The following is a 24775-nucleotide window of genomic DNA, read 5'->3' as shown; positions in this document are numbered from 1 at the left end:
GTCAGGTCGGCGTCAGGCCTGTCTGATAGCGTCGCGCAGCCGTATAGAGATCGCCCGAACTGCCGTTATCTCCGGTACCCCCGCATCCGATGGCCCTGACAATTGATGAAGACATATCTCCGCTCGGTGAGGGTCGGCCTGATACGTACGATGGCGCTTGGCGCACTGGTCACAGCCCTGCTGGTGGGCGGTGGGCTGTTTGTCATGAAGCGGTTCGATTCGTACGTGACCGCCATCTATGTGGGCAACACGCTGCCGGTGGGACAGCTGGGCGAACTGCGGGCCAGTTGCCTGGAAGCGCGGCGCCGGCTGTGGAAGGCGTTGGCGATGCGAGCGCACGGTGACGATCACGCCATCGTGGCCGGCGTGCGCGATGACCTGGCGCGCATGGACAAGGCCTGGGCCGCGTACTATCCGGCCAACGTCAGCGGCCTCCGGGAGCAGCAGACGGCCGACGCGTTGCGCCATGAGCTGGCCGCGTTCCGCAACCTGGCGCTGGCGACGGCCGAGATGATCGTGGCGGGGCACCACGACGCGGCCCAGGCGTACCTGAGCGCCCAAATCGGCCTGATGCAGCACATGGACGACCTGATGGCGCGCGCCATCGACGCCAATGTCGTACAGGCTGCAGCGCTGGCGCAGGGCAGCACACAGATGCTGGAGCGCACCGCCAAAGCCGCGGCGGCCGTGCTGGCCGTGGCCATGGCCGTTTCGCTGGCCTTTGGCTTCCGGCTGCTGCGCGAGCGCGACGATGCACGGCGATCTTCGCGCTACAGCCTGTGGCTGGTGGACCAGGCGTTCGAGCTGACGCAGGACGGCATGATGATTACCGACGCGCACGGCGTCATCGAGAAAGTGAACCCGGCCTTTGTGCGGCTCACGGGCTATGCCGAGGCCGAACTGATCGGCAATACGCCGCGCATGCTCGGTTCCGGCCGCCAGCCGCCCGAGTTCTATCGCGATATGTGGCAGGCGTTGCGCGAGACCGGCCACTGGCGCGGCGAGCTATGGAACCGTCGCAAGGACGGTGCGATCTATCGCGAATCGCTGTCGATCCACGGCATTCGCGGCCCCAAGGGCGAGGTGTCCAACTTCGTGGCGGTCTGCGCCGATATCACCCAGCGCCAGCTGGCCCAGGATCGCCTGGGCTACCTGGCCACACACGATGCGCTGACCGGGCTCCCCAATCGCGCGCTGCTGGGAGAGCGGCTGGAGCAGGCTGTTGGCCGGGCGCGCCGGGGGGGCACGCATGTGGCCGTCATGTTTATCGATCTCGATGGGTTCAAGGCCGTCAACGACACGCTGGGGCACGGCATTGGCGACGAGACGCTGATCACGGTGGCGCAGCGCCTGAAGGCCCAGTTGCGCGACGGCGATACCGTGGCGCGCCTGGGCGGCGACGAGTTTGCCATCGTGCTTGAGGACGTCGCCGACATCGGACACGTGGCGCCGCTGGCCGAACGGCTGGTGCAGGCAGTGGGCGGGATCGACATGATCAACGGCTGTCCGGTCAGCATTACCCCGAGCATCGGCATTGCCCTGTATCCGGACGATGCCGAAGAACCCGACTACCTGCTGAACCTGGCCGATGAAAGCATGTACGTGGCAAAGCGGTCGGGCAAGAACGGCTACTGCTTCAGCGGGGCGTTGCCGTGCAAGGCCGCCTGAAGTGGCAACACGGGCAACGGGGGGATCAGGGCAGGCCGGCCGGGTTTGCGTTGCCGTCGGGATTGACCGGCGCGTTGGCCGCGAACTTGGCGCGATGCGTCGAGAAGAACGTCCGCACGTTGCGCACGTTGCTGGCGCCGCGGAACAGGCGCCGCGCGAAGGCGTCGTAGGCGGCCATGTCGCGCAGTTCCACCATCACCACGAAATCCGGCCCCGGCGAGACGCGGTAGCACTGTGTCACCGCCGGCTCCGCGCAGACCTGGCTTTCGAATGCCGCACAGTCCTCGGCGGTCTGCCGGTCCAGCGTGACCTCGATGATGGCCGCCAGCGTATTGCCAACTTTTTCGGCATCTAGCACGGCTATCTCGCGTGCAATCACCCCGGTCTCCCGCAAGCGGCGTACGCGTCGCATGGTGGTTGGCGCCGAAGTAAAGACGCGTGCCGCCAGTTCGACATTGGTCAGCGATGCATCGCCCTGCATGACCTGAAGGATGCGCAGGTCGAGTTCGTCCAGGGCAATGGTGGTCATGGCTGGTTCTCGTGAAAGAAAATTTCAGAATGATCGTACATCAATAGAAAACATCATGGACGATAATTTTTCGAAAGAAAATTTCATGTCGGGCGGCCTACCATCCGATCCATCGCATCGAACGGATGCGCAATATTGGAAACCGGAGGGGCTATGTGCGGAATTGTGGGCGCCGTTGCGCAGCGCGACATCGTTGGGGAACTGGTCGACGGCCTGAAGCGGCTGGAGTATCGCGGCTATGACTCGTGCGGCGTGGCCGCCCTGCAGGGTGGGCGGCTGGTGCGGTCGCGCAGCGTCGATCGGGTGGCGGCCCTGCAGCGCGACGTGGCCGAGCAGGCCATCGACGGATACACGGGCATTGCCCACACGCGCTGGGCCACGCACGGCAAGCCCATCACGGCCAATGCCCACCCGCATTTCTCGCCGAGCGATCTCGCGCCGCGCATCGCGCTGTCCCACAACGGCATCATCGAAAACCACGAGGCCCTGCGCGGCGAGCTGGAAGCCCACGGCTATGTGTTCGCCAGCCAGACTGACAGCGAGGTCATCGCGCACCTGGTGGACCACCTCTACAACGGCGACCTGTTCGACGCGGTGCGCGAGGCCGTCAGGCGGCTGCGCGGCAGCTATGCGATTGCCGTGCTGTGCCGCGACGAGCCGCATCGGCTGGTCGGCGCCCGGCACGGCATGCCGCTCGTCGTGGGCATTGGCGCGGGCGAGAACTACCTGGCGTCGGACGCTATCGCGGTGGCTGCCGTCACGAACCAGATCGTCTATCTGGAGGATGGCGACGTGGCCGATGTGCAGATGCATCGCCACTGGATCGTCGACGCCGATGGCCGGCGCGTGACACGTGCCGTGCATACGGTGGCCGCGCACAGTGCGGCGGCGGACCTGGGCCTGTACCAGCACTACATGCAGAAGGAAATCTTCGAGCAGCCGCGCGCCGTGGTCGACACGCTGCAGGACATCACGTCGATCATGCCCGAGCTGTTTGGCGACGGCGCCTATCGCCAGCTGGAGACGGTCGACGCGGTGCTGCTGCTGGCGTGCGGCGGCAGCTATCACGCGGCGCTGACGGCCAGCTACTGGATCGAACGGCTCGCCAACCTGCCCGTGCGGGTGGAAATCGCCAGCGAGTATCGCTATCGCGACGGCTTCAGCAATCCGAACATGCTGGTGGTGGCGGTGTCGCAAAGCGGAGAAACGGCGGACGTGCTCGGTGCCGTGCAGGCGGCCCGCGAGCGCGGCATGCATCGCACGCTTGCCATCTGCAACGTGGCCACCAGCGCGCTGGTGCGGGCTTGTGCAATGCACTTCATCACACGGGCGGGCGTGGAGATCGGCGTGGCGTCCACCAAGGCGTTCACCACGCAGCTGGTGGCGCTGTTCCTGCTGGCGCTGACGCTGGCGCAGATGCGCGGCCGGCTGCCAGACGCCGAAGAGCAGGAACACCTGCGCGCACTGCGACACCTGCCCGACGCGCTGAGCCGCGTGCTGGCACTGGAACCGCACATCATCGGCTGGGCCGATCAGCTGACCCGCAAGGAGAACATCCTGTTCCTGGGGCGTGGCATGCACTATCCGATCGCGCTCGAAGGCGCGCTGAAGATGAAGGAGATCTCCTACATCCATGCGGAAGGCTACGCGGCCGGCGAACTCAAGCACGGGCCGCTGGCCCTGATCAGCGACCAGATGCCGGTGGTGGCCGTGGCGCCCAACGACAGCCTGCTGGAAAAGCTGAAGTCGAACATGCACGAGGTGCACGCGCGCAACGGCAAGCTCTATGTGTTCGCCGATATCGACTGCGCATTGCAGCCGGGCGACGGGCTGGAGATTATCCGGTTGACCGAGCACTACGGCCTGCTGTCGCCAATCGTCCACACCATTCCGATGCAATTGCTGGCGTATCACACGGCGCTGGCGCGTGGCACCGATATCGACAAGCCACGCAACCTGGCAAAGTCGGTAACGGTGGAATGAGAAAAAAGAAGCGCCCCTCCGGGAGGAGAGCGGGCGCGATGGATCAAGGGAGGCCCGACGGGTCTGGACCGCCGGGCGCATCAACAATCCAGGTCAGGAATGCATGCGCCAGCCGGTACGGAAAGCGGACGTTCCGGACATCGGGTGTGGACCCCGACGTTGGCCTACGCACTTGTCAGACACTCACCGACTACCGCGCGAACTGCTTTGGGTGAATAAACAGGACAGGAGACAGACCCCCATGGAGACGCATGCTCGCCAGTGCATGAGGCGGATAGCCACAGGGGAATGCCGAGGAATGCAGTGGCTGCGCAACAGCTTCAGTCCCGATCCATTGCCAGTGAGGGCGACAGGGGCGACACTACGCACCTGTATGGTTTGTTTGCGTTCCGCACAGGCCGCCCCCAAAAACAGCCGGTTCGGAACAAACCGGCGCGCCTATTTAGTGGGACCCATCGCGCGAAAAGCGGGTCCGGATGAAATGAAACAACGTGCAGTGGTTGGAACGGCCGATATGCCTTTCATCAAGCCAAAAATCAGAGCTACGGTTATTTGTGTCCGCCAGGAACAAGTCCTGCTCGTGTCGAAGGACGGCGTGCGCTGGGCCCTGCCCGGCGGGCGCCCCGACGACCAGGAATCGCTGGTGGAAGCCGCGTGGCGAGAACTGCGCGAGGAAACCGCGATCGAGGCCAAGTCGCTGACCACCGCCTTCCAGTTCATTGGCGCCACCACGGTGCATCACGTGTTTTCGGCGGCGGTCGGCAAATCGGCAGCGCCCAAGCCGCGCAACGAGATCAAGTATCTGAAATGGGCGCCGCGCGACGTGCTGGACGAACTGAGCACCAGTCCCACCACGCGGGCCATCGTGTTGCAGTACTTCCTCGCCACGGCCGGCTGAAGCCGGCCGCCCGGTCGCGCGGATATTGCACCGCACACCGGCGATACCGGGTGGATCGGAATGCCGGCGACAAGCCGGCTTTGCCTTCGGCGCGCCCGAACCTACAGTCCGAAATACTGGCAATTCCCGACGATGCGCGCGCGTTCGCTGTCGGGAAAGCGCTGTGCCGCGATCAGCCGCCGCAAGGCATCGCGACCCTGTTCCAGCGCGCCCAGGTAGTACGCGCTGACCACCAGTTCGTCGAGCGCACGCCAGGCGTAGACCGACTCGTCGACGAACAGTGCGTCGGCAGGCTTCGGCATGCTGGCGGCCTGCTGCGCGAACAGGTGTGCCAGCGCGAATTCGCTGCGTAGCCGGTGAAAGCGCGCCAGCTCGCACAGGGGCTCCGCACGGGTTGGCCGCTGCTGATAGGCGTCGAGATAGGCGGCCTGCACGGCTGCGGGGGCGTCGCCTCGACGCTCGCGCAGGACGGCAACCTGAAAGCGCGCGAACCAGACCTCCTCGTCCCAGCCTCCCATCGCGGCGCGTTCGTCGTAAAGGCGCACGGCATCATCGAGCTTGCCGGCGTCGCGGTAGCTTTGCGCCAGGTAGAAGCGGTAGCGGGTGTTGGCCGGCTCGTCGCGAACGGCCTGTTCCAGTACGGCGATATCGCGCAGGTAGGTCTGCGGATTGCGCGCGCGTGCACCGTCGCGTGCCACCACGATGGTGGCCTGGGGCAGGGCCTCCCAGCTGTGCGGCACGTCCTGTGTCAGGAATTCGTGCAGCACGCCTTCCCAGCGCCAGGGCTGGCGGGCGCGCACCAGCGCATTGCGCAGGTAGTGCCAGCCGTCGAGCTCGCAGCGGAACTGATAGCCGTCGGCCTGCAGTTCGGGCCAGTGGAAGCCCGGCGCCATGCGCAGCGTTTCGTCGGCGTCGATGCACAGCAGGTAGTCGTCTTCGCTACCGGAGTCGCCCATGGCCGTGCGTGCCAGCGCCATGGCCTCGTTGCGGTTGTGGGCGAAGTTGCGCCACGGGCGTTCGTGAAGCGTGCCGGGCACGTCCGCCATGAAGCGGCGAATCACGTCCTCCGTGCCGTCGCCCGATCCCGTGTCGACGATGACCCAATGGTCGATCCAGGGCTTCACGCTGGCCAGGCAGCGTTCGATCACCGGGGCCTCGTCCTTGACGATCATATTCAGGCAAATGCGTGTCACCGCGGTCCTCGCAGGCTCAAAATCCGGGCGAAGAATACCTGTTTTTGGCTGCCCGGTGCAGACGGGGCCGGCCGCACTGTCTGCCCCACCAAGGTAGGGGTGCTTGAGTTTCCCGGGCTGGTCCATCCATCGCTAAGATGCTGCCCCGCTACGAGCGGCCGGCCTTCGCATGCCGGCCCCGGAGGCGCGTCGGAACAAACCACTACTCCAAACTGGAACGGGAAAATGAAACAACAACAATGGGCTGCCGCCCTGTCAGTCGCCACGTCTGTACTTCTTGCAAGCTGCGGTGGCGGAGACGACACAGGAAGCACGGCGAGCACTCCGGCAACCCTGCCTGCAGCGACGATTTCGGGTACTGCCGCTACCGGCGCGCCCATCACCAACGCCGCGCTGACGGTCAAGTGCGTGAGCGGCCAGACCACCGTGACGACCGGATCGGACGGTAGCTGGAGCGCTTCCACGGCCAATCTGGCCCTGCCGTGCGTGCTGCGCGTGACCACGGCCACCGGCGAAGTGTTGCATTCGTACATCGAATCGGCCGGCACGACCAACGTCACGCCGATCACCGAACTGGTTGTGGCGGGTGTGTATGGCAGCGCCGACACCGAAGCGTTCTTCACCAATTTCTCGACAGTATCGGCTGCCGCAGCCAGCGAAAAGCTGGCGCTGGCCATTACCCAGGTCAAGCAGCGTTTGTCGACGCTGGGCGTCAATGCGGATTCGCTGAACCTGCTCAACCAGAAGTTCAATCCGCGCAACGGCGACAACTACGACGACCGCCTGGAAGAGATCGCGGCCAAGCTCAAACTGACCAATTCCACGCTGGCCGCTTTGTCGAGCGACGTGGCACAGGGCAAGGTGGGGCCGGTGGGGCCGACCGGCGCCACGGGAGCCACCGGAGCCACCGGAGCCACCGGAGCGACTGGCGCCAATGGGGCCAATGGCGCCGACGGCTCCACGGGTGCGACGGGTCCGCAGGGCCCGGTGGGCGCCACGGGTTCGCAGGGCAATGCGGGAGCCACGGGTGCGACGGGCGCTACCGGCCCGGCAGGTGCTACGGGCGCGACCGGCGCAACGGGAGTGACTGGCGCTACCGGTGCCGTGGGCGCGACCGGTGCCTCGGGTCCCACCGGCGCCACGGGTGCCACGGGTGCTACGGGTGCTACGGGTGCTACGGGTGCGACCGGCGCCACGGGTGCGACCGGCGCTACCGGCGCCACGGGCCCCGCCGGCACGATTCCCGGCCTGGGCAACACCGGCGCAATCGGTGATGGCAACGAAAGCGATTGCACGATGGCCACCGTCTGGCTGTCCGCCGCAAGCTTTGCGGCAGGTGGCGTACACGCTGACGGCCGCCTGATGTCCATCATGAGCAACCAGGCGCTGTTCGCGTTGCTCGGCACCAAGTTCGGTGGCGATGGTGTCAGCAACTTCAGGCTGCCCGATCTGCGGCCGCTGGAGCCCACCGGGCTCTACTACGTGATCTGCACGCAGGGCATTTTCCCGTCGCGCCAGTAAGGCGCAGGGTCAGCACGGGTGGCCCTGTCGGGCCACCCGGCGCAACGATGCCACGCGCTCGTCCAGTTTTCCCTGGGTACGCCTGGACGGTCGCGCCAGCCCCAGGTGTTCACGCAACGCGGTGCCCATGTACCGCGGTTCTGGCAGTGCCAGCTCGATGAAGCCGTCGAGCCCATCGGGCAGGCACGGTGGCATCACGTTAAAGCCATCGGCGGCTTCGCCCTCGAACCAGGCCTGCATCGGGTAATCGGACGACCCGAGACAAACGCCGATGCCGCCAGCGCCGAAGGTATGCACTTGTCGCTCCATATCGGATGTGACGGCATATGGGTATGCGGATTTCGTCGTTACCCCGCCGCGAGGCGCGCGCCTATGCTTGTAGATTGCATCGACGCACTTTGACCCCGACGTCAAGGGAGGTTTCATCATGAACCTGCGGCCCGACCCGACCTTCCACGCATCGCCACGGCTTGCGATGCAGGCGCCGGCGGAAGCCCACGCGTACACGCTGCTGCTGCGCCCCGACGGGTTGCAGCCGGACGCGCTGGCCGTCATCGACGTCAATCCCGATTCGTCGCGCTACGGCACGGTGGTCCATACGGTGCCGATGACGGGGCGGGGCGACGAACTGCACCACTTCGGCTGGAACGCCTGTTCGTCCGCGCTCTCGCCGTTGACCGGGCACGCGTTCCTGGAGCGGCGCTTCCTGATCATTCCCGGCATGCGCAGTTCGCGCATCTATGTGGTGGATACGAAGCCGGATCCCACGCAGGCGAAGCTCCACAAGGTCATCGAGCCCGAGGATATTTTCCGCAAGACCGGCTATTCGCGACCCCATACCGTCCATTGCGGGCCGGAAGGCATCTATGTGAGTACGCTGGGTGGTGCGGGCCCCGACGGCACCGAAGGCGCACCCGGCATCTTCATCATGGATTGCCAGACCTTCGAGGTGCTGGGCCGGTGGGAGATCGACCGTGGCCCGCAGGACAAGCACTATGACTTCTGGTGGAACCTGCCGCGCGACTACATGGTGTCGAGCGAATGGGCGCTGCCGCCGCAGTTCGAGAACGGGCTGGTGCCGGAGGACCTGCTCGGCAACCGCTACGGGCACCGGCTTCACTTCTGGGACCTGCGTGCGCGACGCAATGTGCAGACGCTGGACCTGGGCGCGCAGCACCAGATGGCGCTGGAGGTACGGCCCGCGCACGATCCGGTGCGCGAGTATGGCTTTGTCGGCGTGGTGGTCGACACCACGAACCTGGAGGGATCGATCTGGACATGGTGGCGCGAAGACGGTCGGTTCCATATCGAGAAGACAGCCACGATCCCGCCCGAGCCTGCGTCGCCCGACGATCTGCCCCCGTTGCTGAAGGGCTTCGGCGCGGTGCCGCCGCTGGTGACCGATATCGATCTGTCGCTCGACGACCGCTTTCTTTATGTGTCGTGCTGGGGCACTGGCGAAATGCGTCAGTACGATGTCAGCGATCCGCGCAAGCCCAGGCTGGCAGGGTCGGTACACCTGGGCGGCATCGTCCGGCGCAGCCCGCATCCCGATGGCGCGGCGTTTGCGGGTGGCCCGCAGATGGTGGAGATCAGCCGCGACGGTCGGCGTGTCTACTGGACCAATTCGCTGTATTCCACCTGGGACGACCAGTTCTATCCGGACGGCGTGCCCGGCATGCAGGTCATGGCGCATGCTGGTGCCGATGGCGGGCTGACGCTGGACGAACGTTTTCGGGTCACCTTTCCCGATGGCTATCGCGCGCACCAGATCCGGCTGGCGGGCGGCGACTGCTCGACCGATTCGTTCTGCTATCCATCGGTGGGTGCTTGACCGCTACCTGGGAACAGGCGGGGTTGTGGGCCGCCGTGCTGGCCAGCGGCCTGTACCACGGTCTCAATCCGGCGATGGGATGGCCGCTGGCGGTGTCCGGCGCGCTACTGGCGCGCAGCGCGCGCACGTTGCCGATGTCGCTCGGCTATCTCGGCGCCGGGCACGCGCTCGCCATCCTGGCGCTGACCTTGCCATTCGGGCTGCTGGTCTCGCTGCTCGCCTGGGAAGTGCGTATCCGCCTTGTTGCCAGCCTGCTGGTAGTGGCCTATGGCATCGTGCTGCTGGTCTGGCGCCGGCATCCGCGCGCGCTGGCCCGCATCCCGCCCGCACGGCTCGCGTTCTGGTCATTCGCCATCGCCATCGCGCACGGTGCGGGACTGATGCTGGTGCCGATCTACCTGGGCCTCTGCCTTGCACAGGGCGATGCCGGCCACCAGGCCGCCGGGGCGCTGGCGCTCGGCAACGCCGGTACCGCCGTGCTGGTCACGGCCGTGCATACCACGGCCATGCTGGCTACGGGCGGCGCCCTGGCATGGCTCACGTTCCGCTACCTCGGGCCGCAGTTCGTGGCACGCAGCTGGTTCAATCTCGACGTGGTGTGGGCGCTCAGCCTGGTGCTGGTGGGCGGTGCATCGCTGGCGCTGCTGGCACTGGATTGATTTGTTGCCCGAGTGCGTTGTCGTTTGATCTCACCCCATCACGTATGCCGGTTGTTCCGTGATGCAATAGCCGCGCGGCTGGGGGTTGAAGTTCAGCAGGCCGCGGGGGCCCTGCATCGATGACGAGCAGGACGACAAGAAGCGACAGCGCACAGATCCGTGCCTATACGAATATTCTCAAGACAACATGAATTCGCTGATTTCCGCAGCCGCGGGTTTTCCGCTCCAGGCGCAGGACGCCGGCTTGACCGTCTATCAACTTACTGTCGCTGGCATCCTGGCCGCAGCGATCGTGGGCATCGTGCTAGGCATCATGACCTACATGGCCAATCACAATCGCGATATCGTGCAGTCGGAGGTCAAGCCGTTGGTGGCAAGGCTGGACGGCATCGACAAGCATCTGGAGCAGATGGATATCCGTCTGGAAAACATGGATACCCGTTTCGAAAGGATCGATATCCGCCTGGACAAGATGGATACCCGTTTCGACCGGATCGATATGCGTATGGACAAGATGGACGAGCGCTTCGACAAGATGGATGACCGCTTCGACAAGATGGATGAGCGGATGGACAGGATGGAAGTCAAACTCGACAAGGTGGCTGACGACGTTGGCGTGCTGGTGCAGGTAGTCAAGCGTCTGGTAGAGAGCCGGTAACGCCGGCGACAGGTGTTGCCGTCCGGCGCACCGGTGTCAGCCGCTACTGTGGCTGGCCGGCCGTCTCCGAATGCCCCCACAAATCATCCACCGCCCGCATCGCCAGCTGATACCCATTGGCTCCCGCCCCGCAGATCACCGCCGTGGCCGCCACCGAGATCGTGGAGTGGCGGTACTCCTGGGAGCGGCGGTGAATATTGCTGATGTGCACTTCCACCACGGGGCGGCAGATCAGCTTGACGGCATCGAGCACCGGAATCCGGCCGAACGAGAAGCCGGCGGGGTTGATGATCAGTGCGGCGTCCTGGAAGTACGCTTCCTGAATCCAGTCGATCAGTTCGCTTTCGCTGTTGGTCTGGCGGAATACGCTGTCGAAGCGCAGGGTCTCGGCCATCGCCTGGCATTGCAGTTCGATGTCCTTCAGCGTGGTGCTGCCGTAGATGGGGGGCTCGCGAACGCCCAGCATGTTCAGGTTCGAGCCGTTGAGTATGTAGAGTTTGCGATGCATGGTTCAGTGCGCGTGGCTTTGGTCCAGAGCCGTGCCGCGGGTCTCGCGGGAAATGGCGATCATGATGAAAGAGAGCAGGTTCAGCGAACCGCAGACGACAACGATGGCCCATGGCGATCCGTGGAACGCTTGGAGCAATGCAACGGCGACGATTGGCATCGGACCGCCGGTCAGCAGGTTGGCGCCCGAGTACGAGAGGGCGGAGCCGGTGTAGCGTGCCTCGGTCGGGAACGACTCGGCAAACCAGACCGGCTGGATGCCGCTCTGGAACTGGGTGAACCCCAGGAACGCGCCCATGATCGCCATCGTCATCGCATGCGAGCCCTGGTTGAGGATCGGAAAGTAGACCAGGCAGCAGACCAGCGTGCAGAACGATCCCAGCAACAGGGCGCGCTTGCGGCCGATGCGGTCGCTGAGCCAGCCACCGGCCAGTGCGCCGACGATGGCGCAGGCATTGGCAACCATCAGGAACATGAAGCCGGTCTGCTTGGGCACGCCAAGGTTGCGCGTCAGGTAGCTGAGCGAGAAGACCACGATCAGGTAGAACAGCGCCGCCGGGCCGCAGAAAAACAGCGTCAGGCGCAGCGCGGTCTTCCAGTGGTGTCGCACCACAGTGCCCAGCGGGTTGGCGGTGCGCACGCGCGCGCCGTTCTTGCGCAGCGCTTCGAAGGCGGGTGTCTCGCTGACCTTCATGCGGATGTAGATACCCAGGATGACCAGCAGGAAGCTGGCAAGGAACGGAATGCGCCAGCCATACGACTCGAAATCCTCGGGCGACAGTACGGCGGCCAGCGCGAATAGCGTCAGGTTGGCAAGAATCTGGCTGAGCGGCGAGCAGATGCCAAGAAAGCCGGAGTACAGGCCACGGCGGTCCGCTGACGCGTGCTCCACGGCCATCAACTGGGCACCGGTGGACTCGCCGCCGAGCGCAAAGCCCTGGATGATCCGCAGCGTCACCAGCAGGGCCGGTGCGGCGATGCCCACCTGCTGGTAGGTCGGCAGCAGCCCCATCAGGAACGAGGACAGCCCCATGACCGACACCGTGACCAGCATCAGGTTGCGGCGGCCCCAGCGGTCTCCGAGGATGCCGCAGACGATGGCGCCCAGCGGGCGTGCCGCCAGCCCGGCCCAGAAGCTCGCCAGCGATGCCAGCAGCGATGCCGTGGGATCCAGCGACGGAAAGAACAGCTTTGGGAAGATGGTGGCTGCGACCACGCCGTACAGCGCGAAGTCGAACCATTCCAGGGCCGTGCCGACGGTGGCGCCGGCCACGGCGCGTCGGGCCATTTCAGGCTGGCCGGCCTGTGCCTGTGCAGGCGCAATGTTCGAGTCAGTGATCACTGACATGGTTGTCTCCCCTCTTTTATATGAGTATCGGTGTCGATTGCCGCAGCTTGTGCGCACTGCTATTGTTTGCGCGGCATGACTGGGGTGTTCCGCACCGGAACTTAATTCCGTAATACGAAAAATGTCATTGAAGGCAGGTCTCCGGATTCTCGATTTCCTGGCGTCGCAGGGCGAAGGCGCCGGGCTGGTTGCCATTGCCGAGGCGCTTGGCCTGCCTCGCAGCACCTGTCATCGCGTGCTGCATGAACTGGTCGAGGGGGGTTATGTCCGCCAGCTGGTGGACCACAGCCGCTACATCCTGACGATGCGCATGACATCGAACGGGCTCGAATTCCTGAGCCTGACGGGCATTGCCGATATCGCCCAGCCCATCATCGAACGCATGGCGGCGCGCACCGGCGAACTGGCCCGGTTGTCGCTGGTGGACGGCGAGGCCATCATCTGGGTGGCCAAGGCCGACGGTCAGCGCACGGGCTTTCGTTACGATCCGGACATGGGGCTGGCGGCGCGGCTCTCGTGTACGTCTACCGGCCATGCCTGGCTGATGACGATGTCCGACGAGGCGGCCGTGGCGCTGGTCATGAAACAGGGTTTTGGTCAGCCCAACGAGTACGGGCCGAACGCGCCCACCACGCTGAAGACGCTGCTGGGGTTCCTGCATGCCGCGCGGGTGCGTGGCTACGCGATGATCGACGAGGTGTTTGCCGCGCGCATGGCGGCCGTGGCGGTGCCGGTCGTGCGCGGGTCGCGGTGCATTGGCGTTATCAGCCTGGCGGGGCCGCGTACGCGCCTGACCGCGCCAAAGATCCACGAATACGCGGCACTGCTGCGCGAAGCCGCCAACGAACTGGCCCAGCTCAGCAACATGGCGGGCTTCCTGTCCCGGCCGCCGCTTGGCAAGGGCTGAGCTGGCGCCCGTGCCTTAGGTTTCGGGCAGGCCGGCCAGTGCGGCGACGGTTGTGACGGTGCCAATCGCTCCAAGGTTCTTCAGCGCGTGCCGGTGATCATCCTCGCTGCGCGCGGCGCAGGCATCCTCTACCACGATCACCTGGTAGTCCCGGTCGTGTGCCTCGCGCGCCGTCGCTTCCACGGCCCAGTTGGTGCTGATACCCGTCAGCACCAGGCGGTCCACATGGCGCGCGCGCAGGATGGTTTCCAGCCCGGTGCCATAGAACGCACTGACGCGGTGCTTGGTCACCACGCTATCCGCCGGCTGCACATCGAGGCCGTCGACGAACGCCGTCCCCCATCCTCCCAGCGTCAGTGCGCCGGCGGCCCTGGCCTTGCCGAAGACCGGTGAATCCTTGGGGTGCTCGGCATAGTTTTCGGAAAATCCCACCTTCACGAAGATGACCGGCCACTGGTGCGCCCGCGCGTGGGCGATGACCGCGTTGCTGGCGGCCACCAGGTTGCGCGCGGCGGCCTGCGCCGCCGTGCCGCTGCCGGCCAGCTTGCCTTGCGCATGGACGATGTCATTGATCAGGTCCAGCACGATCAGCGCAGTCTGCATGGCTGCCTCCGGTGGTCAGTCGTCGCTCTTGTAGCGGCCGTCGAGTTCGTCGTACAGCGGCTTGCGCACAAGCCGCTGCCGCTCGCCGAACGGCGCCACGATGGTCGGGTCCTCGTTCATCTGGCCGTTGGTCTGCAGCATGTCCAGCGCCTGCTGCATCCCGCGCACGGCACCTTGTAGCGCGGCGTTGGCGTACAGCACCAGGCCGTAGCCCAGCCGCTCCAGCGCGTCGCGGCCCTGCACCGGCGTCTTGCCGCCGATCACGATATTGATCAGCAGCGGGACGTTGAACAAGCCAGGCAGCCGTTCGATGTCCTTGAGATCCTCGATGGCCTCCAGGAACAGGATGTCGGCGCCGGCTTCCGCAAAGCGGTGGCCGCGCTCGATGGCATCGTCGATGCCATGTACGGCTGCGGCGTCGGTGCGGGCGACGATCAGGAAGTTGGGGTCGTCGCGTGCATCGGTGGCGGCCCGGATCTTTCCGACCATCTCGCCGGTGCTCACGACGTGCTTGCCGGCGAAGTGGCCGCATTTCTTCGGCATGACCTGGTCTTCGAGCTGGATCGCATCGGCGCCGGCACGCTCCAGCGTGCGCACGGCGTGGTGAACGTTCAGCGCGTTGCCGAAGCCGGTATCGGAATCCACCAGCAGCGGCAGGTCTACTGCATCGCGCACGCGGGCCGTGTGTTCGGCCATGTCACTGAGGCCGACGAACCCCAGGTCGGGCAGGCCGAACGACATATTGGTGACCCCGGCCCCGGTCAGGTACACGGCCTGGAAACCGAGGTCTTCGATCACGCGCGCGCTCATGGCATTGAATGCGCCCGGCATCAGCAATGCCTTGCGCGTTGCCACCTGCTGCCGGAAGGCCTGTCTGCGGGAAGCTGCTTTGGAGGTCATGGGTGGGGGCTCCAGTCTGAACAGTCTGAGCGGGATGCCGGCGGGCATCCCGGGTGCGCGAAAACGGGGCGCGCAATGCAGGCTGAAGATTACACCCTGGCGCTCAACGCTTCAGGTATTCCTTGAGCGGGTCGAGCCATTCGATGGTGCGCGGCGCCTTGAGCAGCGTCGGCAGCGCGGCTTCGTATTCCTGCCGGTATGGCTTTGCCAGATGCCGGGTACGGAAGTCCTCTGCCGAGCAGGCCCAGGTCTCGTAGAGCACCAGCGTGTCCGGGTCGTCGCTGGACCGGTGCAGGAACGTGTTGATGAAGTCGGGCTCGGCGGCCATGGTCTCCAGCACATGGTGGAGCCTGGCCTGCAGCGCTTCGCGGTGCTCCGGCTTGCCGGGCAGGCGGACGATGAACGAGATGACGTGGCCCATGAGCGTTCTCCTGTCTGGCAAATCAGGCCGCGGCCTTCAGTTCGATCGGCTGAACTGCGGCTTGCTCCGCGTCCAGCGCGGCCAGTGCGGCGCGCCCGGCCTTCAGTTCGCGTGCCACCTGCGCCACGCGCGCGCCCAAATGCTCGGCGGTACGCAGGTCGGCTGGCGGCGGGCCCATGTCGGCGCTCACATCGGCATCCGACTGCGCGGCGGCCCCGATAAAGAAGCCGTGGCGGTTCAGCGTGTCCTCGGTGGTGGTCGAGCTGTTGTGCCCGGTCGCCAGGCCCAGGTTGACCCAGTGCATCTGATGCTGCGCCGCGAAGATCGCCATCTGCTGCAGCGTGACAAGCTTGTCGCCGGAGCGCGACGCGGCGTTGGTGAAGCCGGCGGCCACCTTGTTGGCCCAGCGGAAGCCCTTGGCGAACACGTTGCGCGACGTGGCATCCATGAACATCTTGAACTGCCCGGACGCGCTGCCCATGTAGGTCGGGGCGCCAAAGATGATGGCGTCCGCCTGCTCGAGCCTGTCCCAGTACTGGTCGATCTCGTCGACGCTGATCAGCAGCGCGGTGGTGCCTGCGGTGCGCGCCGCGCCGCGTGCCACGGCCTCTGCCTGCTTGGCGGTATGGCCGTAGCCGCTGTGGTAGACGATCGCAACTTCGATGGGGGTGGTCATTTCTGGCTCCGGGTGAGAGGAAGGTGAAGCCAGTATGGTTGGCGCGACCTGTTCCCGGTAGGCACAGGTCTGGAGAAGGATTTTCAACCAGAAGTTGAAGTGAAGGATGGGCCGCCAACCGTGGCCGGCTGGCGGCATGCCGATTATGGTGGAGGTAGGAGCGGCGTCAGAGCGGCGCCGGCACCTTCGCGGGAGCAGGCGCCGCAGTCGGGGCCGTCTGGGCCTTGTCCGAATTGCCGTTGTAGGCGAAGTAGCGCGCCTTGGCGCCCTTGCCCCAGTACGCCACGGTGAACTGCTTGCCGTCCCGGGCGTACAGCAGTTCCAGGCTGCCGTTGGACGCCGCCCATTCCGCATAGCCGTTCTGGGCGTTGGGTTCGGTCTTGCGCTTCGATTCGTAGCGGGCGTCGAGCTTGTGGGTCACGTCGTCGAGCGCGGTGCGGTCGAAGGTCAGCGTCACCAGCGTCACGACGTCCTGCCCGTCGCAGTTCACTACCGCACGGGTCAGGCCCGGCAGGTTGAAACGTTCCAGGCGCTTCAGCTCGAAAGCGTCGCCGCCGGCCCACGGCGCTGTGCCGGTCCTTTCGCGATTCGGGCCCGGCGTCAGCCGCGCGCACGAGGTCTTGCCAAGCTCCAGGCCCAGCGGTGCCGCCACGCCGCCAGCGGTCGGCTGGGCCTGGGCGACGGATGCCAGCCCGACGGCGGCCAGCAGGATTAGCTTCTTCATGGGAATGCTTCCGAACGATGTCGCAGGATTTTACGGCTTTCCGGCCGGCGGACTTGAGGCGCCGGGCTCGCCGCTTTCGATCAGCTGCCGTGCCAGCAGGCCCGCATGCGGCGTCAGTGCGCCGAAATCGCGCGTGCACAGGAACAGCCTGCGCGTGGCCCAGGGTTCCGACAGCGGCAGGATCGCCAGGCCGCGTGGCATCGACCTTGCCAGGGCACCGGACACGATCGAGATGCCGATACCCGCATCGACCAGCATCGCCACGTGCTCCACGTTGCGCAGCTGGACGCGATAGTGCAGCTGGTGTCCCAGGCGCGACGCGCGTTCTGCTAGGTGCGTCTCCAGCGCCGTATCCGCCATGCCCACGATTGGCTCGCCGACGATGTCTGCGAAGGCCACGGCCGGCTGCGCCGCGATCCGGTGCTGGCGGCTGGCTACCACCACGAGCTGGTCTTCGGCGATGCGGTGGGTCTGCAGGTTCGCGAAATCGGTGAAGTCGGCCACGATGCCCAGTTCCGCGCGGCCCTCGACCAGCGCCTGGACAATCTCCGGGCTCGGGCGTTCGCCAAGGTCGATGGACAGGTCGGGATGCGCCGCCAGGAAGCGGCGCAGATGCGGTGGCAGGAACGACGCCAGCGCGGCGGTGTTCGACAGCAGGCGGATGCGGCCCTTGAGGCCCGTTGCATAGCTGCGCAATTCGCCGCGCATCTGTTCGACCTGGCCCAGGATCGACCGCGCATGCCGTACCAGCGCTTCGCCGGCGGCCGTGGGCCGCACGCCGCGCCGGTTGCGCTCCAGCAACGGTGCGCCCAGCGTGGCTTCCATGCCGGCAATGCGTTCGCTGACCGACGCCAGGGCCAGATGCATCGACCGGGCACCCTGGGTCAGGCTGCCGCATTCCACCACGCTCAGGAACAGCCGCATATCGGTCAGGTCGAAACGCACGCCATCCTCCCCTGCTTTCGGTTTTGCCGAAGTCTAGCACCGGAAAAGCCAGATTGCGGGCATCCGGACCGATGGCTAGCATTCGCTCCATGGACCCAATTCTTCTGGTTTTCGGCGCAGGATTTGTTGCTGGCGCGATGAATGCGCTGGCGGGCGGCGGCTCGTTTGTCAGCCTGCCCGCCATGATTGCCGCCGGTGTGCCACCGGTTCAGGCGAACACATCGAGTACGGTCGCGCTGTTCCCGGGCGGCCTGGCAAGTGCGTGGGCCTATCGCGACGGTCTGGGGCCGGTGGGCGCGGTATCGCTGCGCACCCTGCTGGCGGCTACGCTGTGCGGCGGGTTTGTCGGGGCGATGCTGCTGTTGCGCACATCGTCGGCGGCGTTCACGTTCGTGCTGCCGTGGCTGCTGCTGATCGCCTGCGTCGCGCTGGCGTTTGGCCGGCAACTGGGCGAGGCGCTACGTGCCCGCTGCCGCATCCATGCGCACGCCGTGCTGGCGGTGCAATTCGGGCTGGGCGTCTACGGGGGCTATTTCGGCGGGGCGGTCGGCATCATGATGATCGCCATGTGGGGCCTGCTGGACAGCCGCGACCTCAAGAACCTGAACGCGCCACGCACACTGATGGTCAGCGCGGCCAATGCCGTGGCCGTGATTGCGTTTATCCTGGCAAACGCAGTGCGCTGGCCGGAAACCGTCGCCATGCTGATCGGCGCCATCCTGGGTGGATACGGGGGCGCGTTGCTGGGCCGCATGACGCCGCCGCGCGTGGTGCGGGCCGGCACGCTGCTGGCAACGTCGTGCATCACGCTGGCATTCTTCGTGAAGACCTATGCGCCGGCGCTGATGCACCGGTAGGCGCTGCAGCACAAAGGCAGCGGTGGCCGCAGTGTCCCTCAGTCCACCTGCTCCATCAGTGCGGCGTCCATCATCGCAAGGGTCAGGCCGGCCAGCAGGGCAATGGCCGAGGCAATGAACCAGCGCACGGTCTTGCGGTATTCGGGGATGCTGTCGTCTTCCACGCGCAGCGCGCGGAATAACGCAAGGATCTGCAGCGCCACGGCCAGGATCAGGCAGGCTGCCGCCGCCAGCGAGGCGCGGCTCCAGTACCCCGGGCTTTCGAATCCCCAGAACCGCCAGAATGCCAGCGAAAACCCCAGCAGCACCGTAATGGCCGTGATGATGCCCTGCCGGAAGCCCGACGGCACGGTGGGTGGCGGTGGAGCGGGTGGCGGTAACGGCGGCTGTGGCTGCGGGGGCGATGCCAGCGGCGCGGCGCTGCCTGGCCGGGGGGCGGGGCCGGTGTCGGACGGCATCCGGTGCGCCTAGCAGCCGAGTACCGGCATTTCCACCATGGCGAGCGTGGCGATATTGCCGCCAATCACCCGGCTGCGATGCCCCTTGCCGCGCGTATCGTCGAGCAGCAGCGTACCGCCCGGCACCAGCGCGCGGCGTTCGCCGTCGGACACCTCGAACTCCATTTCGCCGTCGAGCAGGAAGATCCACATGCGCACCGGCGCTGGGTGCAGGTCGCCCACCCAGCCGGTGGGCACTACCAGGAAGCCCTGCCTTACGGCCTCGTCCATGCGCGACACCCAGAAGGGTGGCGCCGGCGGGGCGAAGTTACGCTCGGACATGTTGAAATCCAGCGCGCCAAAGTGTGATTCACCCGTTTCATCGGCATAGATGCGTCCAAATGCCAGCGTCGAATGACTGACCGGGTGTTCCGTCGATGCGGCCATGGCTTGTTCCCCCGTCGTGCGCGCAATGATGTACCCAGTCTAGTCGCGTCGGCGGGCGCCGCAACATCAGTCTCCGGCGCGCGCGTCGATCTGCCAGCACGCGGCTGTGTAGCGCACCGTGTCGCCGTGGACGAACGGCGCGAAGGCGGCGCGCACGGTCTGGACGACCCTGGCGCGCGTGGCCTCGTCAGCCGTCAGCAGGCGCTGGCCCACCGAACCGAGCCAGCCGATGTAGTCGAGCAGGTCGGCTTCGGACAGCTGGCACGGCACGTCGATGGGGCGAATGTCGATGCCTGACCATCCGGCCTGCGCCAGTATCGTCTCCACGCGCTGCCGGTCGGCAAAGGCGAATTGCCCCGGTGCGCCGGGCTGGCGCACGGGCAGGTCGGGCAGCAGCGGAGCAGCCGCGCGTTCGCCGGTGGTCATGAACGCATTCTCGGCCTGGCTGCGCCAGGCGATGACGCGCATCGTGGCACCCGGCCGTGCGGCGTGGCGCAGATTGGCGAAGCCCGCCACGGGATCGTCGAAGAACATCACGCCGAAGCGCGATGTGAAGTGGTCGAAACAGGCAGGGGCGAACGCGTGGGTTTGCACATCGGCCTGGACAAAGCGAGCCGCCACGCCAAGCCGGGCGGCGCGTTCGCGGGCCATGTCCAGCATCGGGGCCGAAATGTCGACGCCGACACATTCCCCCCGGCTGCCCAGGCGCTGCGCCATCGCCAGCGTGGTGGCGCCGGTGCCGCAACCCACATCGAGCACGCGGGGATGCCCGGCGCCGGTCTGCAGCGCATCCAGCAGGATCGGTTCGAATGGCTGGAACATGCGGTCCAGCAGGGTCTGGTTCACGACCCAGGCCCGGCCGCCCGTGCCGTTCCAGAGGGTGCTCTGATCGCTGTTGCTCTGCGGATTGGCGTTCATCGTGCTCTCGCGGGTTGTCCAGGAAGGCAATGTACACGGTGCCAGCCCAACTCGACCCGAGATCGGCGGTGAACGCGGCCGTGTTGCGCGAGGCTGCCCCGCCAGGTTTGTAATCAGCCGTGCAGATGCCGCGTGATGGCGCGTTCGAACCAGTCGTCCAGCATCGCCTTCTCGTAGCGCAGCGGATCGCTGTAGCCGTACAGGTTGACGCCCCAGTTGAAGTTCATGTTGTTGATGCGCTCCTGGTTGCTGGCGATGATCTCGCCGTCATGCATGAGCGCGTAGCGCAGCGTCATGCGGGGCCAGGTGGCATCGCGGATCACGCGTACATTGCCCTGGTAGCGCCAGTCCACGTACCCGGCCAGGTCGATGTCCAGGATCTCGATCGACAGCGAGTACCCGGCAGGCAGTTCGCGGGCGGCCAGCTTCTGCAGGTGCTGGCGGATCGCATCGAGCACCTGCGGATCGCTGCCGTACCCGTAGGACTTCGACGCGTCCTGGTAGGTCTCCGGATGGATGAAGGTGATGGTCAGCGCGCCCGGCTGGGGTTCGGCCGCCAGGGCCGAGCCCAGCGTGGCAAGCATGACCACCGCATAGGCAGAAAAGCGAGACATGGCACCCCCGCTCCCGACGACCACGGCTGGGACAGGTGTCGGGCGCCGCTTCCAGCCGGTGAAGTGCGCCCCCTATGAGCTTAGTACAGCCGGCTAGCGGTTATCATCGGCCGCTGCGTTTTCCGGAGATCTGACATGTCGAATGCACAACAGTACCTGCGCGAAGCCATCCGGCTGGCGCAAGCCAACATGCAGGCGGGCGGCCGCCCGTTCGGGGCGGTGATCGTCCGTGACGGCGAAGTCCTGATGACTGCCGTCAACGAGATCCACAAGACCAACGATCCCACGTCGCACGCCGAGTTGAATGCGATCCGGGCCGCCAGCCACAAGCTGGGTACGCCAAGCCTGGCCGGTTGCGCCGTGTATGCCAGCGGCCACCCGTGCCCGATGTGCATGGCGGCGATGCGACTGGCGGGTGTGACCGAAGTCGCGTACGCCTATTCGAACGACGATGGCGAGCCGTTCGGCCTGTCGACGGCGGCCATCTACGCGGATCTGGCCAAGCCGTTCGCCGAACAGTCGATGAAGATCCAGTACCTGCCTGTGCGGCTGGAGGGCGAGGCGGATCTGTATGAGGAATGGAGGCGGCAGCAGGGCTAGGCGCCCTGTCGCCTGAAGATCCTCTCCCGCGTTGCGGGAGAGGTATCGCCACGGGAGACCGCAGCGATCAGCAGCGATCAGCAGCGATCAGTCCAGCGTGATCTTGCCCGCCTTCACGATCTGCGCGTAGCGCGTGGTATCGCGCTCGATCAGCTTGCGGAACTCGTCCGGCTTGCCACCCACGGGGATGAACCCGAGTTCCGTGAGCTTTTTGGCCACATCGGCGCTGCGCGTGGCGGCGGCGATTTCCTTCGCCATGCGATCGACCACCGGCTGCGGCGTGCCGGCCGGAGCCAGCAGGCCCGTCCACGAACTCATCACGAAGCCCGGAAAGCCGGACTCCTCCATCGTCGGGATATTCGGCTCGCCAGGCCAGCGCTTGGCCGATGCCACGGCCAGCGCGTTGATCTTGCCCGACTTCACGTGGGGCATCGGCACCAGCAGCGGGTCGAAGGCCACCGATACTTCGCCGGACACCAGCGCCGGCAGGATCGGCGCGCTGCCGTTGTACGGCACGTGCGTCATCTTGACCTTCGATTCCATCGCCAGCCGTTCGCCGGTCAGGTGCGCCGAACTGCCGACGCCGCTGGAGCCAAACGTCAGCGTGTCGGGGTGCTTCTTGCCATAGTCCACCAGTTCGGCCACGGTCTTGACCGGCACCTTCTTGCTGGCGAACAGGAACAGCGGCAGTTCGGCCATTTCCGCCACCGGGGTCAGGTCCGACGGCTTGTAGCTGAGCCTGGAATACAGCGACATGTTGGCACTGTACGCGGCCAGTACCGACACGAATGTGTAGCCGTCGGGCGCCGAGCGCGCGGCCACGCCCACGCCCAGCGTGCTGTTGGCGCCGGGCTTGTTCTCGATGATGATGGGCTGGCCCAGGCTCTGCGAGACCTTTTCGAAGACCACGCGCGACACGGTGTCGGTGGACCCGCCCGGCGTGTAGGGCACGATGACCTTGATCGGCTTGGTCGGCCAGGCATCGGCGGCCAGGGCGCCGTGCGCGGTGAAAATGGTGGCGATGGCAACGGCCATCCCGCACGCCACGCGTGCGGCTTGACGCTTGATACGCACTACATCTCCTTCACTGATGTTCTTCCGCACCCGGTGGCAGCGCGCCCCGGGGCTCTATGGCCGGGCAGAGCCCGGCTTCGCGGATTATCGGTGAGGAAGTCGCCAGCCGAAGTCAGGGTCAGCCCCGGGTTTGCGATGCAATGTGCGATAGCCGCACCGATGCCGGATCTGGCGTGCTGCAGGGCAGTCCGGGGTGCGTTACGCCGCGAAGGAAACCTCGGCGGCGGCCACGGGCGTGACGCGCGGTCCGAAGCTTTCGATATTGGCAAGCGTCAGGTTGTGATGCCGGACGATCTGCGCGGCCGACAGGGCGCCGTTGTCGACGGTGGTGTGGCCGTCGGCCACCAGCGTCACCGGATAGCCCAGCGCCAGCGCACGGCGGGTGGTCGTATCCACGCAGAAGTCGGTCTGCATGCCGCAGATCACCAGTGCCGACACGCCGCGCGCCTGCAGCACGTCGGCCAGGTCGGTGCGGTGGAACGAATCGGGCGTGGTCTTGCGCACGCGCGGGTCGGCATCGCGCGCATCCAGGCCACTGGCAAGCTGCCAGCGGTCGGAGCCGAACCGCAGATAGTCGGATTTCGATTCGTGCTGCACGAAGATCACCGGCGCGCCGGCCGCACGCGCGGCGGCGGATACGCGGTTGATCCGTTCGATCGTGGCCTGCGCGTCGACGCAGGCTTCGTCACCTTCGCAAAGTCCCTGCTGGACATCGATGACGATCAGGGCGGTGGTCATGATGGAGGCATCGGAGTAGAGATGGCCGCCATCATGACACAGCACTGGAATGGCCGATCGATGCATCAGTCGATGCGGGCTCCGGAACTGACCACCACGGGCTTCCAGGCCTGGTACTCGGCCACCACGAACTTGCCGAACGCGTCCGGCGCCAGGTTCATCGCCTCTGCCCCTTGCTGCGCGAGCTTGTTGCGCATGTCGGGCTGGGCCAGTGCATCGGTCACCACCTTGTTCAGCTTGGCGACGATCTCGGGCGGCGTGTTCTTCGGCGCAAACAGGCCGAACCAGGCCCCGGTGACCAGGTTCTGCACGCCGGCCTCGGCCATGGTCGGCACATCGGGCAACGCCGCCGACCGCTTGCGCGACGTCACCGCCAGCGCACGCAGCTGGCCGCCCCGGATATGCGAGATGACCGAAGGCACCGTGGCAAACATGAACTGCACGCGGCCGGCCAGCAGGTCGTTCAGCGCATCGGCGCCCTTGTACGGTACGTGGGTGGTCTTGGCGCCGGTACGCTCGTTGAACAGCACGCCCGACAGGTGGGCGGCCGTGCCGACGCCCGTGGAACTGAAGTTGAGCTGGTTCGGATGCGCGCGCGCATAGGCGATGAATTCCTGCACTGTCCTGGCCGGCACGTTCGGGCTGACCACCATGACGTTGGGCACATCGGCAATCGGTGCCACGGGCTGCAGGTCGGTTTGCGGATTCACCTTGAGCCGGCTGTACAGCGTGGGATTGATGGCGACGGGGCCCACCGAGGTTGCCAGCAGCGTGTAGCCATCGGCATCGCTGCGGCCCACGTAGTCGGTGCCGATATTGCCGCCCGCGCCGGGACGATTCTCCACCACCACGCTCTGGCCCAGGGCCTTGCTCATCTGCTGGGCCACTTCGCGGGCCAGGATGTCGGTGGTGCCGCCGGCGGTGAACGCCACGACCACGCGGATCGCCTTGGACGGATAGGGTTGCTGGGCGTGGGCTGTTGCGGCGCAAAAAAGCAGCACGCCGGCGGCCGAGCGCCGCAGGAAGTCTTTCATTGCTGTCTCCGTGTGATTCTTGTCGTGGGGCGCCCCGGTGAAAGGGCTGCCCTGTAGAGCATCTTAGAAAGATGCCCGCACG

At 66.1% G+C, this 24775-nt stretch carries 28 protein-coding genes; 10 read left to right on the top strand and 18 right to left on the bottom strand.

From position 1 onward, the window contains the following. Positions 1-105: 105 nt before the first annotated feature. A complete protein-coding gene (locus tag ACOABP_RS23380; protein WP_474228023.1) occupies positions 106-1668 on the top strand; it encodes a diguanylate cyclase domain-containing protein in 1563 nt (520 codons plus the stop codon). 25 nt (positions 1669-1693) lie between these two features. On the opposite strand, the gene ACOABP_RS23375 is transcribed toward ACOABP_RS23380, so the two are convergent. Next, entirely contained in the window at positions 1694-2197 is a 504-nt protein-coding gene (locus ACOABP_RS23375) for an Lrp/AsnC family transcriptional regulator (protein WP_474228022.1), read from the bottom strand. A 153-nt stretch (positions 2198-2350) separates the two neighbouring features. On the opposite strand from ACOABP_RS23375, the gene glmS reads away from it, so the two are divergent. Together glmS and ACOABP_RS23365 are read left to right on the top strand one after the other, a co-directional pair. Then, a complete protein-coding gene (glmS, locus tag ACOABP_RS23370; protein WP_474228021.1) occupies positions 2351-4180 on the top strand; it encodes a glutamine--fructose-6-phosphate transaminase (isomerizing) in 1830 nt (609 codons plus the stop codon). A gap of 580 nt (positions 4181-4760) precedes the next feature. Further along, positions 4761-5078, top strand: a complete 318-nt coding sequence (locus tag ACOABP_RS23365; RefSeq protein WP_474228020.1) for an NUDIX domain-containing protein — start codon at positions 4761-4763, stop codon at positions 5076-5078. Positions 5079-5179: 101 nt separating this feature from the next. Here the strand turns inward: ACOABP_RS23365 and ACOABP_RS23360 are convergent, their stop codons facing one another. Next, positions 5180-6250, bottom strand: coding sequence for a tetratricopeptide repeat-containing glycosyltransferase (locus ACOABP_RS23360; RefSeq protein WP_474228019.1), 1071 nt, complete (start codon positions 6248-6250; stop codon positions 5180-5182). Positions 6251-6496: 246 nt separating this feature from the next. Here ACOABP_RS23360 and ACOABP_RS23355 point away from each other — a divergent pair, with 246 nt between their 5' ends. Then, positions 6497-7792: a tail fiber protein gene (locus tag ACOABP_RS23355; protein ID WP_474228018.1), complete on the top strand. Its 1296-nt coding sequence runs from the start codon at positions 6497-6499 to the stop codon at positions 7790-7792. 9 nt (positions 7793-7801) lie between these two features. On the opposite strand, the gene ACOABP_RS23350 is transcribed toward ACOABP_RS23355, so the two are convergent. Beyond that, complete coding sequence (locus ACOABP_RS23350; RefSeq protein ID WP_474228017.1) at positions 7802-8089, bottom strand: hypothetical protein; 288 nt, start codon at positions 8087-8089, stop codon at positions 7802-7804. A gap of 130 nt (positions 8090-8219) precedes the next feature. Between ACOABP_RS23350 and ACOABP_RS23345 the strand changes: the two genes are divergently transcribed. The 3 genes from ACOABP_RS23345 (at position 8220) to ACOABP_RS23335 (ending at position 10943) form a co-directional block, all read left to right on the top strand. Further along, positions 8220-9626 carry a selenium-binding protein SBP56-related protein gene (locus tag ACOABP_RS23345; RefSeq protein ID WP_474228016.1) on the top strand — a complete coding sequence of 469 codons (1407 nt, stop codon included), beginning with the start codon at positions 8220-8222 and terminating at the stop codon, positions 9624-9626. Positions 9627-9700: 74 nt separating this feature from the next. Beyond that, positions 9701-10285, top strand: a complete 585-nt coding sequence (locus ACOABP_RS23340; RefSeq protein WP_474230513.1) for a hypothetical protein — start codon at positions 9701-9703, stop codon at positions 10283-10285. A gap of 187 nt (positions 10286-10472) precedes the next feature. Beyond that, entirely contained in the window at positions 10473-10943 is a 471-nt protein-coding gene (locus ACOABP_RS23335) for a hypothetical protein (RefSeq protein WP_474228015.1), read from the top strand. A 43-nt stretch (positions 10944-10986) separates the two neighbouring features. Here the strand turns inward: ACOABP_RS23335 and ACOABP_RS23330 are convergent, their stop codons facing one another. Further along, positions 10987-11451, bottom strand: coding sequence for a type II 3-dehydroquinate dehydratase (locus ACOABP_RS23330; RefSeq protein ID WP_474228014.1), 465 nt, complete (start codon positions 11449-11451; stop codon positions 10987-10989). 3 nt (positions 11452-11454) lie between these two features. Beyond that, a complete protein-coding gene (locus tag ACOABP_RS23325; RefSeq protein ID WP_474230511.1) occupies positions 11455-12738 on the bottom strand; it encodes an MFS transporter in 1284 nt (427 codons plus the stop codon). 181 nt (positions 12739-12919) lie between these two features. On the opposite strand from ACOABP_RS23325, the gene ACOABP_RS23320 reads away from it, so the two are divergent. Continuing rightward, the gene (locus ACOABP_RS23320) at positions 12920-13705 is read left to right on the top strand and encodes an IclR family transcriptional regulator (RefSeq protein ID WP_474228013.1); all 786 of its coding nucleotides are present in this window, start codon (positions 12920-12922) and stop codon (positions 13703-13705) included. Positions 13706-13720: 15 nt separating this feature from the next. On the opposite strand, the gene ACOABP_RS23315 is transcribed toward ACOABP_RS23320, so the two are convergent. The 6 genes from ACOABP_RS23315 to ACOABP_RS23290 all read right to left on the bottom strand — a co-directional run bounded on the left by ACOABP_RS23315 (position 13721) and on the right by ACOABP_RS23290 (position 17974). Next, complete coding sequence (locus tag ACOABP_RS23315) at positions 13721-14308, bottom strand: cysteine hydrolase family protein (RefSeq protein WP_474228012.1); 588 nt, start codon at positions 14306-14308, stop codon at positions 13721-13723. Between the two features lie 15 nt (positions 14309-14323). Then, positions 14324-15208, bottom strand: a complete 885-nt coding sequence (locus tag ACOABP_RS23310) for an isocitrate lyase/PEP mutase family protein (protein WP_474228011.1) — start codon at positions 15206-15208, stop codon at positions 14324-14326. Between the two features lie 103 nt (positions 15209-15311). Further along, positions 15312-15629 (bottom strand): putative quinol monooxygenase, encoded by a 318-nt coding sequence (locus ACOABP_RS23305; RefSeq protein WP_474228010.1) that lies wholly within the window; start codon positions 15627-15629, stop codon positions 15312-15314. A 22-nt stretch (positions 15630-15651) separates the two neighbouring features. Next, entirely contained in the window at positions 15652-16305 is a 654-nt protein-coding gene (locus ACOABP_RS23300; protein WP_474228009.1) for a flavodoxin family protein, read from the bottom strand. A gap of 166 nt (positions 16306-16471) precedes the next feature. After that, the gene (locus ACOABP_RS23295) at positions 16472-17029 is read right to left on the bottom strand and encodes a hypothetical protein (protein WP_474228008.1); all 558 of its coding nucleotides are present in this window, start codon (positions 17027-17029) and stop codon (positions 16472-16474) included. Between the two features lie 30 nt (positions 17030-17059). Continuing rightward, positions 17060-17974 (bottom strand): LysR substrate-binding domain-containing protein, encoded by a 915-nt coding sequence (locus ACOABP_RS23290; RefSeq protein ID WP_474228007.1) that lies wholly within the window; start codon positions 17972-17974, stop codon positions 17060-17062. Between the two features lie 89 nt (positions 17975-18063). Between ACOABP_RS23290 and ACOABP_RS23285 the strand changes: the two genes are divergently transcribed. Next, positions 18064-18831, top strand: coding sequence for a sulfite exporter TauE/SafE family protein (locus tag ACOABP_RS23285; RefSeq protein ID WP_474228006.1), 768 nt, complete (start codon positions 18064-18066; stop codon positions 18829-18831). Between the two features lie 38 nt (positions 18832-18869). Here ACOABP_RS23285 and ACOABP_RS23280 read toward each other — a convergent pair whose 3' ends face one another. The 4 genes from ACOABP_RS23280 to ACOABP_RS23265 all read right to left on the bottom strand — a co-directional run bounded on the left by ACOABP_RS23280 (position 18870) and on the right by ACOABP_RS23265 (position 21247). Continuing rightward, positions 18870-19289 carry a hypothetical protein gene (locus ACOABP_RS23280; RefSeq protein WP_474228005.1) on the bottom strand — a complete coding sequence of 140 codons (420 nt, stop codon included), beginning with the start codon at positions 19287-19289 and terminating at the stop codon, positions 18870-18872. Positions 19290-19298: 9 nt separating this feature from the next. Then, entirely contained in the window at positions 19299-19715 is a 417-nt protein-coding gene (locus tag ACOABP_RS23275) for a cupin domain-containing protein (protein ID WP_474228004.1), read from the bottom strand. 66 nt (positions 19716-19781) lie between these two features. After that, entirely contained in the window at positions 19782-20633 is an 852-nt protein-coding gene (locus ACOABP_RS23270) for a class I SAM-dependent methyltransferase (protein ID WP_474228003.1), read from the bottom strand. Between the two features lie 113 nt (positions 20634-20746). Further along, entirely contained in the window at positions 20747-21247 is a 501-nt protein-coding gene (locus tag ACOABP_RS23265; protein WP_474228002.1) for a DUF3016 domain-containing protein, read from the bottom strand. 135 nt (positions 21248-21382) lie between these two features. Between ACOABP_RS23265 and ACOABP_RS23260 the strand changes: the two genes are divergently transcribed. Then, a complete protein-coding gene (locus ACOABP_RS23260; protein ID WP_474228001.1) occupies positions 21383-21847 on the top strand; it encodes a nucleoside deaminase in 465 nt (154 codons plus the stop codon). Positions 21848-21934: 87 nt separating this feature from the next. On the opposite strand, the gene ACOABP_RS23255 is transcribed toward ACOABP_RS23260, so the two are convergent. The 3 genes from ACOABP_RS23255 to ACOABP_RS23245 form a co-directional block, all read right to left on the bottom strand. Then, a complete protein-coding gene (locus ACOABP_RS23255) occupies positions 21935-22882 on the bottom strand; it encodes a Bug family tripartite tricarboxylate transporter substrate binding protein (protein WP_474230509.1) in 948 nt (315 codons plus the stop codon). Positions 22883-23119: 237 nt separating this feature from the next. Next, a complete protein-coding gene (locus ACOABP_RS23250; protein WP_474228000.1) occupies positions 23120-23659 on the bottom strand; it encodes a cysteine hydrolase family protein in 540 nt (179 codons plus the stop codon). A gap of 65 nt (positions 23660-23724) precedes the next feature. Further along, positions 23725-24693, bottom strand: coding sequence for a Bug family tripartite tricarboxylate transporter substrate binding protein (locus ACOABP_RS23245; protein ID WP_474227999.1), 969 nt, complete (start codon positions 24691-24693; stop codon positions 23725-23727). Between the last annotated feature and the right edge of the window lie 82 nt (positions 24694-24775).

The organism is Cupriavidus sp. HE11 (genome assembly GCF_056097175.1).
This window is presented reverse-complemented; position numbering and strand designations above follow the sequence as displayed.

What these genes read in the sequence shown, in the direction of transcription:
- ACOABP_RS23380 (WP_474228023.1), top strand. Translation starts at nt 106, where the DNA reads ATGAAGACATATCTCCGCTCGGTGAGGGTCGGCCTGATACGTACGATG.
- ACOABP_RS23375 (WP_474228022.1), bottom strand. Translation starts at nt 2,197, where the DNA reads ATGACCACCATTGCCCTGGACGAACTCGACCTGCGCATCCTTCAGGTC.
- glmS (WP_474228021.1), top strand. Translation starts at nt 2,351, where the DNA reads ATGTGCGGAATTGTGGGCGCCGTTGCGCAGCGCGACATCGTTGGGGAA.
- ACOABP_RS23360 (WP_474228019.1), bottom strand. Translation starts at nt 6,250, where the DNA reads ATGATCGTCAAGGACGAGGCCCCGGTGATCGAACGCTGCCTGGCCAGC.
- ACOABP_RS23355 (WP_474228018.1), top strand. Translation starts at nt 6,497, where the DNA reads ATGAAACAACAACAATGGGCTGCCGCCCTGTCAGTCGCCACGTCTGTA.
- ACOABP_RS23345 (WP_474228016.1), top strand. Translation starts at nt 8,220, where the DNA reads ATGAACCTGCGGCCCGACCCGACCTTCCACGCATCGCCACGGCTTGCG.
- ACOABP_RS23340 (WP_474230513.1), top strand. Translation starts at nt 9,701, where the DNA reads ATGGGATGGCCGCTGGCGGTGTCCGGCGCGCTACTGGCGCGCAGCGCG.
- ACOABP_RS23335 (WP_474228015.1), top strand. Translation starts at nt 10,473, where the DNA reads ATGAATTCGCTGATTTCCGCAGCCGCGGGTTTTCCGCTCCAGGCGCAG.
- ACOABP_RS23330 (WP_474228014.1), bottom strand. Translation starts at nt 11,451, where the DNA reads ATGCATCGCAAACTCTACATACTCAACGGCTCGAACCTGAACATGCTG.
- ACOABP_RS23325 (WP_474230511.1), bottom strand. Translation starts at nt 12,738, where the DNA reads ATGGCCCGACGCGCCGTGGCCGGCGCCACCGTCGGCACGGCCCTGGAA.
- ACOABP_RS23320 (WP_474228013.1), top strand. Translation starts at nt 12,920, where the DNA reads ATGTCATTGAAGGCAGGTCTCCGGATTCTCGATTTCCTGGCGTCGCAG.
- ACOABP_RS23315 (WP_474228012.1), bottom strand. Translation starts at nt 14,308, where the DNA reads ATGCAGACTGCGCTGATCGTGCTGGACCTGATCAATGACATCGTCCAT.
- ACOABP_RS23310 (WP_474228011.1), bottom strand. Translation starts at nt 15,208, where the DNA reads ATGACCTCCAAAGCAGCTTCCCGCAGACAGGCCTTCCGGCAGCAGGTG.
- ACOABP_RS23305 (WP_474228010.1), bottom strand. Translation starts at nt 15,629, where the DNA reads ATGGGCCACGTCATCTCGTTCATCGTCCGCCTGCCCGGCAAGCCGGAG.
- ACOABP_RS23300 (WP_474228009.1), bottom strand. Translation starts at nt 16,305, where the DNA reads ATGACCACCCCCATCGAAGTTGCGATCGTCTACCACAGCGGCTACGGC.
- ACOABP_RS23295 (WP_474228008.1), bottom strand. Translation starts at nt 17,029, where the DNA reads ATGAAGAAGCTAATCCTGCTGGCCGCCGTCGGGCTGGCATCCGTCGCC.
- ACOABP_RS23285 (WP_474228006.1), top strand. Translation starts at nt 18,064, where the DNA reads ATGGACCCAATTCTTCTGGTTTTCGGCGCAGGATTTGTTGCTGGCGCG.
- ACOABP_RS23280 (WP_474228005.1), bottom strand. Translation starts at nt 19,289, where the DNA reads ATGCCGTCCGACACCGGCCCCGCCCCCCGGCCAGGCAGCGCCGCGCCG.
- ACOABP_RS23275 (WP_474228004.1), bottom strand. Translation starts at nt 19,715, where the DNA reads ATGGCCGCATCGACGGAACACCCGGTCAGTCATTCGACGCTGGCATTT.
- ACOABP_RS23270 (WP_474228003.1), bottom strand. Translation starts at nt 20,633, where the DNA reads ATGAACGCCAATCCGCAGAGCAACAGCGATCAGAGCACCCTCTGGAAC.
- ACOABP_RS23265 (WP_474228002.1), bottom strand. Translation starts at nt 21,247, where the DNA reads ATGTCTCGCTTTTCTGCCTATGCGGTGGTCATGCTTGCCACGCTGGGC.
- ACOABP_RS23260 (WP_474228001.1), top strand. Translation starts at nt 21,383, where the DNA reads ATGTCGAATGCACAACAGTACCTGCGCGAAGCCATCCGGCTGGCGCAA.
- ACOABP_RS23255 (WP_474230509.1), bottom strand. Translation starts at nt 22,882, where the DNA reads ATGGCCGTTGCCATCGCCACCATTTTCACCGCGCACGGCGCCCTGGCC.
- ACOABP_RS23250 (WP_474228000.1), bottom strand. Translation starts at nt 23,659, where the DNA reads ATGACCACCGCCCTGATCGTCATCGATGTCCAGCAGGGACTTTGCGAA.
- ACOABP_RS23245 (WP_474227999.1), bottom strand. Translation starts at nt 24,693, where the DNA reads ATGAAAGACTTCCTGCGGCGCTCGGCCGCCGGCGTGCTGCTTTTTTGC.